Here is a 14,933-nt window from a genome sequence, read left to right as displayed (position 1 = left end):
ACCGGCAGTCCGAGGAACGTCCTACCTGATCAGCGTGCCGATGCTGCCCCAGCGAACGCGGAAGTGCTCCTTGTCCCACGACCAGTACTTGATGAACGCCAGCCCCTTGATCTCGTCCATCTTGACGAAGCCCCAGAAACGGCTGTCATAGGAACGGTCCCGGTTGTCCCCCATGACGAAATAGCAGCCGGGCGGCACCGTCCGCGGCGGGAAGTTGTCCCGCGGATTCATGGCGGCCGGCAGCATATCCGGTTCCTTGTGGACTTCCTGGGGAATCTGGAACAGCTTGCCGTTCACGTAGATCTTCTTGTTGACTTCCTGCACGACATCGCCGGGGACACCAACCACCCGCTTGATGAAATCCTTGCTCGGATCTTCGGGGTACTCGAAGACGATCACGTCGCCCCGCTGCGGATCGCGAATCTTGAAAAACCGTTTGTCGGTGAAGGGGATCTTCGTCCCGTAGATGAACTTGTTGACCAGGATATGATCGCCGATGGCCAGGGTATCCTCCATCGAACCGGAGGGAATCTTGAAGGCCTGGACGATGAAGGTTCTGATGAACAGCGCCAGAATTACGGCAATGACTATCGACTCGGCATACTCCCGAAAAACGCTTTTCTTCCGCACCGGCTGGGATGCCGGATCGCTGCCGGCATCGGCGGTGTGTCCCGCCTTGCGCTCATCCTTGTGATCCATTGGTCTTCCTTTCGGAACGAGAATACGATCAGTCTTCAACCTTGAGAATGGCGAGGAACGCCTCCTGGGGAAGTTCGACGTTCCCGACGTTCTTCATCCGTTTTTTTCCTTCTTTCTGCTTCTCCAGCAGCTTCCGCTTGCGAGTGATGTCACCGCCGTAGCATTTGGCGAGAACGTCCTTGCGCAGCGCCTTGACGGTTTCGCGGGCGATGACCTTCGCACCGATGGCCGCCTGGATCACCACCTCGAACATCTGGCGCGGGATCAGTTCTTTCATCTTCGATACCAGCTCCCGACCGCGGTAATAGGCCTTGTCCCGGTGGATGATCAGCGACAGCGCATCGACCACCTCGCCGTTGATCAGGATATTCATCCGCACCAGTTCGCTCCGCCGGTAATCGAGCTGTTCGTAGTCAAGAGACGCATACCCCTTGGTGATCGATTTCAGCCGGTCGTAGAAGTCGAGCACCACTTCGTTGAGCGGCAGTTCGTAGACGATCATCACCCGGGTCTGGGTCAGGTACTTGATCTCCCGCTGCACACCGCGCTTCTCCTCGCAGAGAGCGAGGATGCCGCCGACGAACTCGTTGGGGGTATGGATGGAGGCGAGGATGAACGGCTCCTCGATGAAGTCGATCTCCTGCAGCGGCGGCAGCTGGTTGGCGCTCTCGATGGTGATAACGTCCCCTTTGAGCCGGTGGACGCGGTAGACGACGGTCGGAGCGGTGGTGATCAGGTCGAGATTGAACTCCCGTTCGAGCCGCTCCTGGATGATCTCCATGTGCAGCAGGCCGAGGAAGCCGCAGCGGAAACCGAAGCCAAGGGCAAGGGAGGTTTCGGGTTCGTAGGAAAAGGACGAGTCGTTCAGCTTGAGTTTCGCCAGGGCGTCCCGCAACTGCTCGTACTGGGCGGTATCGATCGGGTAGAGCCCGGAAAAGACCATCGGCTTCACTTCCTTGAAGCCGGACAGCGGCGCAGCGCAGGGACGGGCGGTCAGGGTGACCGTATCGCCGACTTTGGCGTCCTGGACATCCTTGATCCCGGCGATAATGAAACCGACCTCGCCGACCGAGAGCGCCGGCACCTCGCACATGGCCGGGGCGAACACCCCCACCTTGAGCGCCTCGTAAGAGCGGCCGGTCGACATCAACAGGATCTTGTCCCCCTTCTTGACCGTACCGTCGACGATCCGCACCAGGATGATCACCCCTTGATACTGGTCGTACCAGGAGTCGAAGAGCAGTGCTTTCAGCGGTTGATCGGCGCTGCCGTGGGGCGACGGGATTTTCTTGACGATCTCTTCGAGGATTTCCCGGGTGCCGATCCCTTCCTTGGCGCTCGCCAGTACCGCATCGTGAGCGTCGAGGCCGATGATCTCCTCGATCTCCTGTTTGACCCGTTCGGGCTCGGCGGCCGGAAGATCGATCTTGTTGAGGACCGGGAAAACCTCCAGGTTGATATCGATGGCCAGATAGACGTTGGCCAGGGTCTGGGCTTCCACCCCCTGGGAGGCATCGACCACCAGAAGCGCCCCCTCGCAGGCGGCCAGTGACCTGGAGACCTCGTAGGTAAAATCGACGTGTCCCGGGGTGTCGATCAGGTTGAGGACGTAATCCCGGCCATCGTCGGCCCGGTACGTGAGCCGCACGGTCTGAGCCTTGATGGTGATCCCGCGCTCCCGCTCCAAGTCCATCTTGTCGAGAAACTGGTCCTGCTTCTCCCGTTCCGACAAGGCACCGGTATATTCGAGGAGACGGTCGGCGAGCGTCGACTTGCCGTGATCGATGTGGGCGATTATCGAGAAATTTCGTATCAGTTCTGTCTGCATAGATTCCTGTTCCTGCTAAGTTCAACCGATGAAGAATAGCCGAACGATCGGTTAGTTGTAAAGGGATTTCTCACCCTCCCTGCCGCGCCGCGACCCGCCGGAACGCCTGAGAGCATTCTCATTGCAACCGCCACATTATTGTGCTATACCTCGACAAATTTCACCACGGTAACATCATCCTCGCACAACAGATACCGATATCTCGACAGGAAGTCACCAAGGAACCATGAAGCAGATCGCCCCGCCGCCCGAGCCACAGCCCCCCGTCGCCAATGATCATGCCGCTCGCGAGCTGGAAAAGCGCGTCACTGAGTTGACCCGCGAACTCGACCGGCAACGCCGCCATAACGAGGAACTGCACACCCGGCACGCGACCGCCACCGCCGCCTACCGGAACCAGGGCGAATTGCTCGCCCATGTCAGCCACGAGATCCGCTCGCTGATCCAACTCACGACCGGCACGGTGGAATTGCTCAGGCAGACCACACTGAACCGGCAACAGGAAGAGTATCTCTGCGCCTTCCAGCATTCCAACCAGCAGCTGCTCGCCCTGACCAATGACATCCTTGATGCGGCGAAGCTCGAAGCGGGGCGCTTCCGCCTCGAAGAAACCGAGCTGTCGCTCGATGAACTGCTTGCCGGTGCAACCAGACTACTGGCCTGGGAAGCGGGCAGGAAAGGACTCTCCTTCGAAGTCCTGATCGACGACAGCGTGCCTCGTCAACTACGGGGTGATCCGAAACGCCTCCAGCAAGTGCTGACCAACCTGATCGGCAATGCCGTCAAATTCACCCGCACGGGCGGGGTCACGCTACAGATCGACTATCAGGCCCCGGGACCGGCAACCGCCGCGATGCTCCGTTTCACTGTAGCGGACACCGGCATCGGCATTCCCAACGACCAGCTCCGGGAAATTTTCGACCGTTTCGTCCAATCATCGCCGGCCACTGCGCGTCTGCACGGCGGCACCGGCTTGGGGCTGGCGATCGCCAGGGATCTCGTAACGCTGATGGGAGGAGAAATCGCGGTGGAAAGCAGCGAGGGGCACGGCAGCCGCTTCATCTTCACCGTCCCGCTGCCACCCGACCGACCGGGCCGGCCCGCCGTTAGCCGCCCGGAGCAGGAATCGCCGGCGGCCGACCGGCAACTTTCCGTGCTGCTGGCCGAAGATTCGGCCGAAATCAGGCTCCTGCTCGGCGCCTTCCTCAGCCGGGCCGCTCACCGCGTCGACTTCGCCGCCGACGGCGCCGAGGCCGTGGCCATGGCGACGAGCAAACGCTATGAGGTGGTCCTCATGGATATGCAGATGCCGATCCTGGACGGCTATCTGGCAACCAGCGCCATTCGCGACTGGGAGCGGCAACACGGACTTCCCGAGGTTCCCATCCTGGCGCTCACCGCCGCGGTGGAGCGGAGCGATCACCATCGCTGCCGCGAAGCGGGCTGTTCCGGCCACCTGGCAAAGCCGATCAGGCAGGAAGCACTTCTCCGGGCGATCAGGGAGATTGCCGTTTAGCGCCGCGCCCATTGCCTTCCCGAACGTTTCGTGTTATACGTCCGGCACCGGTTTCACCGCCACCATTCCACCAAAGGACATAACAAATGCTGACCGGAAAACAGAAACGTTTTCTCCGGGCAATGGGACACAGTCTCAACCCGGTTATCACCATCGGCAAGGGAGAGATTACCGAGGCGCTGGTCAAAGAGACGGCGGAAGCCCTCGAACATCACGAACTGATCAAGGTCAAGATTCTCGAAAGCTGCCTCCTCGATCGCCACGATGCCGCCGACGAACTGGCGGCGGCCTGCGACGCGGACGTAGCCCAGGTGATCGGCCGTACCTTCCTGCTCTACCGCCCGGCCAAAGAACGCAAGATCGAACTTCCCCGCGGCCGGTAGCACGACCATCCCGCAACAATACATGCAAAAAGCCCGGTGGCGCTTGCCACCGGGCTTTTTCAGTTCGACCAACCCGCTCAGTCGCGGTCGCGGCCATGGCCGCGATGTTCTTTGCGCTCTTCGCGCTCCATCCGCCGCTCGTCCTTGCGCCGTTCCTTCCACTCCTTGTCGGGGCGGTAATACCGTCCACGGTAGTGATCACGGTCATGTTCGTAATGCCGATACTCGTCGTCGCGGTAGTAACGGATCCGGTCGAGCCGGTGCTTGCGCAGCCCGGGCGGGAGCCCCCGATAGCCGACGGCACCCCACGGCCCCCGGTAATCCCGCGAGCGGTACCAGGCATTCCCCGAATGGAGATAATAGAGGTTACCGATCATGAAGATGTCGTACGGAACCCCGACGCCGACATAGAAACCGAGCTGGGGCGGCACAATGAACAGCGGCGGCTCGTCGATAACCACGGCCGGCCCGACGGCTGCCGGAGCAACGGGAACGGCTACGGCACGCGGCCGGTTGCCGAGGTTGATATTCAGGTCGAACCCGACATCGGATGAGGCCCAAACGGGGGTAGTGGCCGCCAGGGAAAGCGAAACGGCCATCAGCAAACGCTTCATGGAATTCTCCTTTCGACTTCGTGATGAGACAGTGCGCGCCGCCGGCCCGGTCGATAAACAAAAAAAGCCGGGCTACCGTAATATCCGTGGACATTTCGGCAACCCGGCTGTCTGCTTGAGACCCTATAGGCTTTCCGCCCCACCCTCGCGGGTGGTTTAGTATTGTCGTCTATCGCACTGCCTTTTACTGGTAAATACCCCAAAATCGCCGGCGAGTCAAGAGGGGAACGGCCAGATCAAACCCGTTCGTAAGGCTCGAACAGCCGCTTGAACTCATCAAGGGCAAAACGGTCGGTCATTCCGGCCACATAGTCGCAGACCACCCGCTCCCGTCCCAGCAGTTCCATTTTATGCTGGTACTTCCTCGGCAGCAGGGTGGGATGCTTAATGAACGACTCGAACAGCCTGGACAGGTAACGTTCCGCCTTCACCCGCATCCGCTCGACCTTGTAGTGACGGTAGAGATTTTCGAACAAGAACCTTTTCAGGGCGCAGTTTTGTTCGGTAATCTCCGGGCTGAAGGCGACCAGCTGCCGGTTGACCCGACGAACATCGTCGAGGCTGGCGATCCGTAACTCCCGGAGATTGGCCAGGGTCGTCGCGGTCAGGTCCTTGATCAGCAGGCCGATCAGCGCGCTGATTGTCTGGAACTTCTGCCGTTCCGGATCGAGGTTCGGGTAGGCGGCCCTGATCCCATTGAACGCCTCCCGCCAGAGATCCACCTGCTGCAGCTGGTCGAAGGTAATGTACCCCGATTTGAGGCCGTCGTCGATATCGTGATTGTTATAGGCGATTTCGTCGGCAAAATTGATGATCTGGGCTTCCAGCGTCGGCACGATCCCGGGAAGGAACTCACCGAGCAGGCCGGTCGGCCGGTCATAGGGGGTGGAATGCTTGAGAATCCCCTCCCGGACTTCCCAGGAGAGGTTCAGCCCGTTGAAGCCGGGGTAGCGTTCCTCGAGTTCGTCGATAACACGAAACGACTGGATATTGTGCTCAAAGCCGCCGAAGCCTTCCATCAGCCGGCTCAGCACCTCCTCGCCAGTATGGCCGAAAGGGGTATGGCCGAGATCGTGAGCCAGCGCGAGCGCTTCGGTCAATTCTTCGTTCAGGCGCAGCCGGCGAGCGATCGCCTTGCCGATCTGCGCCACCTCCAGCGAATGGGTCAACCGGGTCCGATAATAATCACCTTCGTGGTTGACGAACACCTGGGTCTTGTATTCCAGCCGGCGAAACGCAGTGCAGTGGATGATCCGGTCGCGGTCCCGCTCGAAGGCCGGCCGGTTGTCCCGAAAGGACTCCTGATGCTTCCGGCCCCGGGACATCGTGCTCCGCGCGGCATAATCGGCCAGATCGGTTCGTTCGAGCGAACATTCGTCGGCGCTGGTTTCCATAATTCCTCCATTTGATTCAGGCAACTCTAATTCTGCCTCCGCCGGGTGTCAACCACAAAAGTTAGGCTTGACTCTCCCCACGGTAGATGGTATTTTTTTAAGCCTTTTTAAGATGTTAACCTCTGTATACAGAATTGCGAACCATTGTTATGCATACACTTCCTTCTGCGGTAATCCCCGAGCGGGTCAAACGGCTGCTCGGCAGCAAATCCGGCATCTGCCTCCTGAACGGCAAGGCGGCCTTTGACGCCCTGCGCAACGACAAATCGATCCTGATGGCCTGCAACCCGCGGATCAAGCATGTCATCCCGGGCATCATGAAGGCTGCCGAAGAACTCGACGCCATCGTCGCCTTCGAACTGACAAAGACCGAGGGGGGGCTCGACGGCGGCTACACCGGCCAGACGCCGGAACTCTTCTTCGAGACGGTAATCGACTACGCAGCACAATCCGGCTTCAGCAAACCGTTCATCATCCACGGCGACCACACCACCGTCCAGCGTCCCGGCACTGCCGAGATCGAAGAGGCCCGGGCACTGATCGCAGCCCAGATTCAGGCCGGCTACACATCCTTCGCCATCGACTGCTCCTTCAACCCTCTCCCCGACGATATCCGGCTGACCACGGAACTGGCCCGGCCGATCGTCGACGAAGGGTATGGGCTGGAGGTGGAGCTGGGTGAAATCAAAAGTGCGAGCGGCGAATCGTCGCTAACGACGGCCGAGGAAGCGGAAGAATTTCTGGCCGGCCTGGCCGCCGGCGGCATATCCCCCCAGCTTCTCGCCATCAATAACGGCTCGAAAAAAGGCAATTACCTCGACGGGGAGATGGTCAGGATCGACCTGGAGCGGACCCGGCAGATCCATGCCGTCGCCACCCGTTACGGCCTCGCCGGCCTGGTCCAGCACGGCATCACCGGTACCCCCCTCCGGCTGGTCGGCAAACTGGTCGAATACGGCATCAAAAAGGGGAACATCGGCACCCTCTGGCAGAATGTCGCCCACGCCGGGCTCCCCCTCGAACTGATGGACGCGATGCGCCGCTGGGCCAGGGAAAACGGCAAGGATATCAAATTCGCCACCGGGATGTTCAAGAGCGAGATCGATGCCATCAGCGAGGAGCATGCCCGCCAGATTCACGACATGGCCTACCGCGAAGCAAAAGAGTTCCTCCTGGCGTTCCACGCCAAAGGGAGCGCGTCGCGCCTCTGTGCCGTCCTCAAGACCGGCGCATGAGGGTAATCGGCGGCACGGCAGGCGGTCGCCGGCTGGCGGCGCCGCGCGGCGACCGGGTACGCCCGACGGCCGACCGGGTGAAGGAGGCGCTGTTCAGCATTCTCTCTTCGCTGCTCGGCAGCTTCGCCGGCGCCCGGGTGCTCGACATCTTCGCCGGCAGCGGCAATCTCGGTATCGAGGCATTGAGCCGCGGCTGCAGCGAAGCCGTCTTCATCGACAATCACCGCGATTCGGCGGCAGTCATCCGCCGGAATCTGGCGCAGCTGGGATTTGACAGCCGCAGCCGGGTCATCGTCAAGGAAGCGCTGGCCGCGTTGCAGTTACTCGCCGAAAGCCACCCCCCGTTCAGGATTGTTCTTCTCGATCCGCCCTACCGGGTCGGTCTGGCGACGCGGGTCCTTGACCAGCTGGCCCAGTCGGCACTCGTGACGGAGGAAACGGTGGTCGTGGCCGAATGCGCCTCGGACGAGCATCTCCCCACCGAGTTCGGCCCGCTGCGGGAATTCGACCGCCGCATCTACGGCGATACCACGCTCGTATTTTTCCAGAAAGGGAACTGACCACACCATGCCCAGGAAAATTGCCGTCTACCCCGGTTCCTTCGACCCGATCACTTACGGACACCTCGACATCATCGACCGCGGGCTGAAAATCTTCGACTCGATCATCGTCGCCGTGGCCCGCAACTCTGCGAAAAACGCCCTGTTCACCATCGACGAGCGGCTGGAATTGCTACAGAAAGTGCTGGCCGACAACCCGCGGGCAAGGGTTGACACCTTCGACGGCCTTCTGGTAGATTACGTCCTTTCACAGCAGGCTTCGGTAATTATCCGCGGACTGCGGGCGATCTCGGATTTCGAATACGAATTCCAGATCGCCCAGATGAACCGGAGCATTTCCCAGGAGGTGGAAACCCTGTTCATGATGACCTCGGTGCCGTTCGGTTACCTGTCGTCGTCGATCGTCAAGGAAGTCAGCTCCCTGAACGGCCCCATCGAAGGGCTGGTGCCGCCGCTGGTCAGGGATGCTCTCAAACGGAAGTTCCAGGAGCGTAGCGCTTAAAGAAAGACCTTTTCCCACGAGGCTTTCATCCAACCCCTAAGGAGGGACCAATGAAACTTGCAGATCGCGTCAACAAAATCCAGCCTTCCCCCACCCTGTCCATCGATGCCAAGGCAAAGGCATTGAAGGCCCAGGGGGTCGACGTCGTCGGCTTCGGCGCCGGTGAGCCCGACTTCGACACCCCGGCCAACATCAAGGAAGCCGGGAAAAAAGCGATCGACGGCGGTTTTACCAAATACATGCCGGTCGGCGGGGCCGACGACCTGAAGGACGCCATCATCGCCAAGATGAAGCGCGACCACGGCCTTGACTACAGCCGCGACGAAATTTCCGTCGCCTGCGGTGCCAAGCACACCCTGTACAACATCTCCCAGGCACTGCTCCAGGAAGGGGATGAAGTGATCATTCCGGGGCCCTACTGGGTCTCCTACCCCGACCAGGTGGTCCTTGCCGGCGGCACGCCGGTCTTCATCATGACCGACGAGAACACCGGCTTCAAGATTACCCCGGAACAGCTGGAAAAGGCGGTCACCCCCCGGACCAAGTACCTGATCCTCAACTCGCCCTGCAACCCGACCGGCTCCACCTACACCAAGGCCGAGCTGGCTGCCCTGGCCGAGGTGATCAAGAAGCATGATTTCCTGATCGTCTCCGACGACATCTACGAAAAACTGCTCTACGACGGGCTGGAATTCTGCAACATCCCGATGGCCTGCCCGGAACTCAAGCCCCGGACCATCATCGTCAACGGCGTCTCCAAGGCTTACTCGATGACCGGCTGGCGGATCGGTTACGCCTGCGGGCCGAAGGAGCTGATGGCCGCCATGACCAAGATGCAGTCCCAGTCGACCTCCAACGCCACCTCCATCGCCCAGAAAGCCTCGGTGGAAGCGCTGAACGGTCCCCAGACCGCAGTTGCCGAAATGGTCAAGGAATTCGAAAAACGGCGGACCTACATCGTCGACCGGCTCAACGCCATCCCCGGCGTCACCTGCTTCAAATCGACCGGCGCCTTCTACGCCTTCCCCAACTTCTCCGGCGTCTACGGCAAGAGCTTCAACGGCAAGGTCATCAGCAATTCGACCGAATTTGCCGCCTACCTGCTGGAAGAGGCCAAGGTGGCGCTGGTACCGGGGGTCGCCTTTGGCGATGACCGCTATGCCCGGCTCTCCTACGCCACGAGCATGGAAAACATCAAGAAGGGGATCGACCGGATCGAAGCAGCGATCGCCGACCTCAAATAACGGATAATCGGGCCGGCCAGGTGCTGCGGGCTGCCGATTTACCATTGCATGCACCGAGCTTATTTGTTACTGTAGCGAAAAAAGGCGAGGCTGGGATACCGACCTCGCCTTTTTTCGCATTCGTTGCACCGTATCCGCTCGTGGACGATCTCCCGGAACATTGCAGCGACCACCCCGGGGGATCAGGAGGTCGACATGATCACCAGGGAGATGCTGATCGGCGACATTATCCGCCGGTACCCCGCAACGCTGAAGATTTTTGCGAAATACGGTCTCGACTGTTACGAATGCCAGATAGCCGACTTTGAAGAGCTTCAGCACGGTGCCGATGTCCACAAGACCGACCTCGAGCAGCTGCTGAAAGAACTTAACGAGGAGATTTCCCGACTGCAGGCATGAAGGAAGAGCTCCCAGACTACGCCAAATATTTTGCGGTCGGCCTGCGGGTCGAGGTCCGGTTTCCCCGGTCGCAAAACACCACCTTCCACGACTGGGCCGATATCACGGTCTTCGACGAAGACCTTCTTGTCCTCCAGCTCTCCCGCGACGTCCTGCCCGACGGCATCCGGACCGATACCGGAACGATCCTCGACATCCGGGTCGGCAAGGATGGCTACGCCTATTACTGCCGCGGAATCATCGTCGCCGAAGAGGGGCCGGCAAAGCTTTCCGTCCGGCTGATCAGCGACGTCATCCCCGACGAGCTGCGCGAGTTCTACCGCATCGACGTCCACATTCCGCTGACCTACAGCATTCCCGTCGGCAAAACCGCCGAACAGATCCGCCAGGAATGGCATGACCGGCGCTATCCGGCGCCCCCCCCGGAAGACGAGCAAACGGGGGAAGTCCCTGCCGAGCCACCGCCACCACCGCCCCCCCTGCCGCCGGTCGCCGCAAACATCAGCGGTTCGGGGATCCGCATCAAAATGCGCGAAAAGCTCTCCGCCGATGCCCTGGTCCCGCTCCACCTGCACCTGCCACTCGACCAGCCACGGGAAATCGAGGTCGTCGGCCGGGTGGTCGACGTGCGCGGGCTGCACACCAGGGAGGGGACGCCGCCACTGTTCAGCACCGGACTCCACTTTCTCCACATCGACGAGCGGGACCGCGACGCGATCGTCCAATTCGTCGCCGTCGCCCAGTTGGAACGGCTGCGCGAACTCCGCCAGGGAAACGTCAGCATCACCAGCCTCGCCTACCCATCGTACGCCGAGCAGATCCGCCGCCGAAGGATTCTCGCCGCCTTCACCCTCTTCGTCATCCTGGCCACACTCGTCGCCGGTCTTATCTATTGGCAATTTACCGCCAAGAAGGGCGAGATCGAACGGACCTACGAGCGGGAAATCAGAAAATACCGGGACAACCTCCCCGTAAGGTAACCGGCCCCGCTGCCGTGCTTCCGCCGGCAACTGTGTATTTTTTAGAATCCCGAGTCTACTCTGGCAGTCCCCAAAAGCGCTTCGACCGCGACCAGCTGCTCGCGGCAGCCACCCACCCACCCCTTCCCCACCCGGACCGCTGCAATACATTGTCAACGATTCCGGCATATTACAAACTGGGCCACCCAAGCACGCCAGCACCGGGATTTATGGCATGATAATCGCATCAATACTTTTCCACCAGGCTGGAGTGTACTCAGTTTACCCACCACCAGCATCCAGGAGGTCTAAAGGTGCTTTACAAGACAGTTACTGAATCGTTCAACGAATTCATCGTCGACCGAAGCGATGCCAAGTGTATCCGCTGCAAGGTCTGCGTCCGGCAGTGCGCATACGAAGTCCACTCCTACCTGGAGGAGGCGGATGCCCTGACCGAGGACTGCACCCTCTGCATCGGCTGCCGGCGCTGCTCGGCTCTCTGCCCCACCGGTGCCATCACCATTCGCGGTAACGAAGAGAACTTCAAACGTAACGAGTCGTGGTCCGGTGCCCATATCAGGAACCTCTACGCCCAGGCCGACACCGGCGGGATCCTGCTGGCAGCCATGGGCAATCCGGCCAAGTACCCGATTTACTGGGACCACCTGCTGCTCGACGCCTCCCAGGTAACCAACCCCTCCATCGACCCGCTGCGCGAACCGATGGAACTCCGCACCTACCTCGGCAAGAAGCCCGATTCGATCCAGGTGGTCAAAGACGAAAAGACCGGCAAGCCGAAGCTGGCAACCCAGCTGACGCCGCAGCTGAAGCTGGAATATCCGTTCATCTTCTCCGCCATGAGCTACGGCGCCCTCAACCTGAACGCCCACAAGGCGATGGCAGCGGCGGCCCAGGAGCTCGGCACCCTGTACAACACCGGCGAGGGGGGGTTGCACAAGGACCTCTACCAGTACGGCAAGAATGTCATCGTCCAGGTGGCTTCCGGCCGTTTCGGCGTCAGCGAGCAGTATCTCAACGCCGGCGTCGCCATCGAGATCAAGGTCGGCCAGGGGGCCAAGCCGGGAATCGGCGGCCATCTGCCCGGCGAAAAGGTCAACAGCGAGATTTCCGAAACCCGGATGATCCCCCTCGGCTCCGACGCCATCTCGCCGGCACCACACCACGACATATACTCCATCGAGGACCTGCGCCAGTTGATCTACGCCCTGAAAGAGGCGACCAACTACGAAAAACCGGTATCGGTGAAAATCGCCGCCGTCCATCACATTGCCGCCATCGCTTCCGGGGTTGCCCGGGCCGGGGCCGATATCATCACCATCGACGGTTTCCGTGGGGGGACCGGAGCGGCGCCGCAGGTGATCCGCGACAACGTCGGTATCCCGATGGAGCTGGCCCTGGCAGCGGTCGACGCCCGGCTGCGCGACGAAGGGATCAGAAACCAGGTCTCCATCGTGGTCGGCGGCGGGGTCCGCAGTTCCGGCGATGCCATCAAGGCGATCGCCCTCGGCGCCGACGCCATCAACCTCGGCACCTCGACCCTGCTGGCGCTCGGCTGTACCCTCTGCCAGCGCTGCTACACCGGCAAGTGCCCCTGGGGGATCACCACCAACAACCCCTACCTGGCCAAACGGCTGAACCCCGAACTCGGCGCCGAACGGCTGGTGAACCTGGTCCACGCCTGGGGCCACGAAATGAAGGAAATCCTCGGCGGCATGGGACTGAATGCCCTCGAATCGCTGCGCGGCAACCGCTACAAGCTTCGCTCCGTGGGCCTTTCCGAACAAGACATGAACTTACTCGGCGTCATGCCGGCTGGAGAGTAGCATGAAACGTATCTACACCCTTGAGGACTACTGCATCGGCTGCCATCTCTGCGAGGTAGCCTGCATCACCGAACATTCCGCGTCGAAGGACCCGGTCCGGGCATTCCTCCACGAACCGGCTCGCGCCATCTCCCGCTGCACCGTTGAAGAGTGGGACGGGGGGGTTGTCTCCTTCTCCACCACCTGCCGCCACTGCGACGAGCCGGACTGTCTCCGCGCCTGCATCTCCGGCGCCATCCAGAAAGGGGATAACGGCACCGTCAGGATCGACACCGAGCAGTGCGTCGGCTGCTGGTCCTGCGTCATGGCCTGCCCTTACGGCGCCATCCAACGCAACCTGACCCGCAAGAAAGCGAACAAATGCGACCTCTGCCCGGACCGGAAGAGCCCGGCCTGCGTTGATGCCTGTCCCAACCGGGCGCTCGTCTACAAGGAGGGGAGCCAGAAATGAATTACGTCATCATCGGCAACTCGGTGGCCGCCGTCGGCGCCATCCGTGGTATCAGAAGCATCGATCCGGACGGGACCATCACCGTGCTCTCCCGCGAAAGACACATCGCCTACGGCCGGCCGCTTATCTCCTACCTGCTCGGCGGACTGATCACCGAAAAACGGATGGCTTACCTGCCGGAAGATTTCTATGAGAAGAACCGGGTCAATCTGCTCCTCGGTGCCGAAGCGACCGGCGTCGACAGCGCCAAGCACCAGATCAGGCTGGCCAGTGGCGAGACGATCGCTTACGACCGGCTGCTGGTCGCTACCGGCGGCGACCCGTTCATCCCGCCCATCGAAGGGATGGCCGACAAGGAGCGGATCTTCACCTTCACCACCTGGGACGATGCCGCCACCATGAAGGGAATTGCCGACGACATCGAGAAGGTGGTGGTGATCGGCGGCGGGCTGATCGGCCTGAAGGCCGCCGAGGGACTCCACCTCCTCGGCAAACAGATCACCATCGTCGAACTGGCCGACCGAATCCTCTCCGCCGCCTTCGACCGGCCGGCCGGGAAGATCGTCGCCAAGAAGATGAAGGCCAACGGCATCGACGTCATCACCGAAGACACCGTTGTCCGCATCGAGGGCGACGGCGCCGAGATCACCGGCGTCACCCTCAAGTCCGGCGATTTCATCCCCTGCGACACGGTCATCGTCGCCATCGGCGTCCGTCCGGCGGCCGGCTTCCTCAAGGGGAGCGGCGTCGAAGTCAACCGCGGCATCGTCGTCGACGACCGGATGGAAACCTCGGTGAGCGGCATCTTCGCCGCCGGCGACGTTGCCGAGGCGAAGGACTTTTTCTCGGGGGTCAAGAACCCGATGCCGATCTGGCCCGATGCCTATATCCAGGGTGATGTGGCCGGGGTCGCCATGGCCGGCAGCGCCAAGGGATATGCTGGCGGCCTGGCCATGAACTCGCTGGAGCTGTTCAAGGTTCCGACCATCTCGATGGGAGTCACCAACCCGCTCGATCCGAGCGAATACGAAATCCTGACCTATCAGGACAGCGCCAATTACCAGTACCGGAAGATCGTCATCCAGAACGACCGGCTCGCCGGCGCCGTCCTGGTCGGCGCCGTGGACCGGGCCGGCATCTTCGCCGGGCTGATCAGGGAAAAGGTGGCAATCACTCCCTTCAAGGAGAACCTGCTGGCTCCCGATTTCGGCTTCGTCCATCTTCCCAAAGAGATCCGCAACGCCCTGTTTGCCCCGTACGGCAAGGTGGCTTAACGGCGGGCGGCGGGGCGGCCGGCAGCGGACC

At 61.1% G+C, this 14,933-nt stretch carries 15 protein-coding genes and 1 riboswitch; of the genes, 11 read left to right on the top strand and 4 right to left on the bottom strand.

All coding sequences use genetic code 11. The features are described from left to right. Nucleotides 1-21: 21 nt before the first annotated feature. Together lepB and lepA are read right to left on the bottom strand one after the other, a co-directional pair. Nucleotides 22-699 (bottom strand): signal peptidase I, encoded by a 678-nt coding sequence (gene lepB / locus QMN23_RS09025; RefSeq protein ID WP_282003559.1) that lies wholly within the window; start codon nt 697-699, stop codon nt 22-24. A gap of 28 nt (nt 700-727) precedes the next feature. Then, entirely contained in the window at nt 728-2,527 is a 1,800-nt protein-coding gene (gene lepA / locus QMN23_RS09020) for a translation elongation factor 4 (protein WP_282003558.1), read from the bottom strand. Nucleotides 2,528-2,753: 226 nt separating this feature from the next. On the opposite strand from lepA, the gene QMN23_RS09015 reads away from it, so the two are divergent. After that, complete coding sequence (locus QMN23_RS09015; protein ID WP_282003557.1) at nt 2,754-4,043, top strand: ATP-binding protein; 1,290 nt, start codon at nt 2,754-2,756, stop codon at nt 4,041-4,043. Between the two features lie 86 nt (nt 4,044-4,129). Beyond that, a complete protein-coding gene (gene yhbY, locus QMN23_RS09010; protein ID WP_282003555.1) occupies nt 4,130-4,426 on the top strand; it encodes a ribosome assembly RNA-binding protein YhbY in 297 nt (98 codons plus the stop codon). Between the two features lie 77 nt (nt 4,427-4,503). Here the strand turns inward: yhbY and QMN23_RS09005 are convergent, their stop codons facing one another. Beyond that, nucleotides 4,504-5,040 carry a hypothetical protein gene (locus QMN23_RS09005; RefSeq protein WP_282003554.1) on the bottom strand — a complete coding sequence of 179 codons (537 nt, stop codon included), beginning with the start codon at nt 5,038-5,040 and terminating at the stop codon, nt 4,504-4,506. A 94-nt stretch (nt 5,041-5,134) separates the two neighbouring features. Beyond that, a riboswitch (cyclic di-GMP riboswitch) is annotated at nt 5,135-5,211 on the bottom strand. Nucleotides 5,212-5,276: 65 nt separating this feature from the next. Continuing rightward, nucleotides 5,277-6,434: a deoxyguanosinetriphosphate triphosphohydrolase gene (locus QMN23_RS09000; protein WP_282003552.1), complete on the bottom strand. Its 1,158-nt coding sequence runs from the start codon at nt 6,432-6,434 to the stop codon at nt 5,277-5,279. Between the two features lie 149 nt (nt 6,435-6,583). Between QMN23_RS09000 and QMN23_RS08995 the strand changes: the two genes are divergently transcribed. From QMN23_RS08995 to QMN23_RS08955, 9 genes are all read left to right on the top strand, one after another. Then, nucleotides 6,584-7,669, top strand: coding sequence for a class II fructose-bisphosphate aldolase (locus QMN23_RS08995; protein WP_282003550.1), 1,086 nt, complete (start codon nt 6,584-6,586; stop codon nt 7,667-7,669). Further along, complete coding sequence (rsmD, locus tag QMN23_RS08990) at nt 7,666-8,229, top strand: 16S rRNA (guanine(966)-N(2))-methyltransferase RsmD (protein ID WP_282003549.1); 564 nt, start codon at nt 7,666-7,668, stop codon at nt 8,227-8,229. The genes QMN23_RS08995 and rsmD overlap by 4 nt, the downstream gene beginning before the upstream one ends. A gap of 7 nt (nt 8,230-8,236) precedes the next feature. Further along, the gene (gene coaD, locus QMN23_RS08985; protein WP_282003547.1) at nt 8,237-8,731 is read left to right on the top strand and encodes a pantetheine-phosphate adenylyltransferase; all 495 of its coding nucleotides are present in this window, start codon (nt 8,237-8,239) and stop codon (nt 8,729-8,731) included. Nucleotides 8,732-8,781: 50 nt separating this feature from the next. Beyond that, nucleotides 8,782-9,975: a pyridoxal phosphate-dependent aminotransferase gene (locus QMN23_RS08980; protein WP_282003545.1), complete on the top strand. Its 1,194-nt coding sequence runs from the start codon at nt 8,782-8,784 to the stop codon at nt 9,973-9,975. A gap of 195 nt (nt 9,976-10,170) precedes the next feature. Beyond that, on the top strand, nt 10,171-10,374 hold the full coding sequence (locus tag QMN23_RS08975) for a DUF1858 domain-containing protein (RefSeq protein WP_282003544.1): 204 nt from the start codon (nt 10,171-10,173) through the stop codon (nt 10,372-10,374). Further along, a complete protein-coding gene (locus QMN23_RS08970; protein ID WP_282003543.1) occupies nt 10,371-11,354 on the top strand; it encodes a PilZ-like domain-containing protein in 984 nt (327 codons plus the stop codon). The genes QMN23_RS08975 and QMN23_RS08970 overlap by 4 nt, the downstream gene beginning before the upstream one ends. A gap of 293 nt (nt 11,355-11,647) precedes the next feature. Further along, a complete protein-coding gene (locus QMN23_RS08965; RefSeq protein ID WP_282003541.1) occupies nt 11,648-13,177 on the top strand; it encodes an FMN-binding glutamate synthase family protein in 1,530 nt (509 codons plus the stop codon). Nucleotide 13,178: 1 nt separating this feature from the next. Beyond that, entirely contained in the window at nt 13,179-13,628 is a 450-nt protein-coding gene (locus tag QMN23_RS08960; RefSeq protein WP_282003539.1) for a 4Fe-4S dicluster domain-containing protein, read from the top strand. Next, nucleotides 13,625-14,902 carry an NAD(P)/FAD-dependent oxidoreductase gene (locus QMN23_RS08955; protein ID WP_282003537.1) on the top strand — a complete coding sequence of 426 codons (1,278 nt, stop codon included), beginning with the start codon at nt 13,625-13,627 and terminating at the stop codon, nt 14,900-14,902. The genes QMN23_RS08960 and QMN23_RS08955 overlap by 4 nt, the downstream gene beginning before the upstream one ends. The last annotated feature ends 31 nt before the right edge of the window (nt 14,903-14,933 follow it).

Source organism: Geotalea uraniireducens, from assembly GCF_027943965.1.
Lineage (GTDB): Bacteria > Desulfobacterota > Desulfuromonadia > Geobacterales > Geobacteraceae > Geobacter > Geobacter uraniireducens.
Note: the sequence above shows the minus strand (reverse complement) of the source record. Positions and strands in the feature narration are given on the sequence as shown.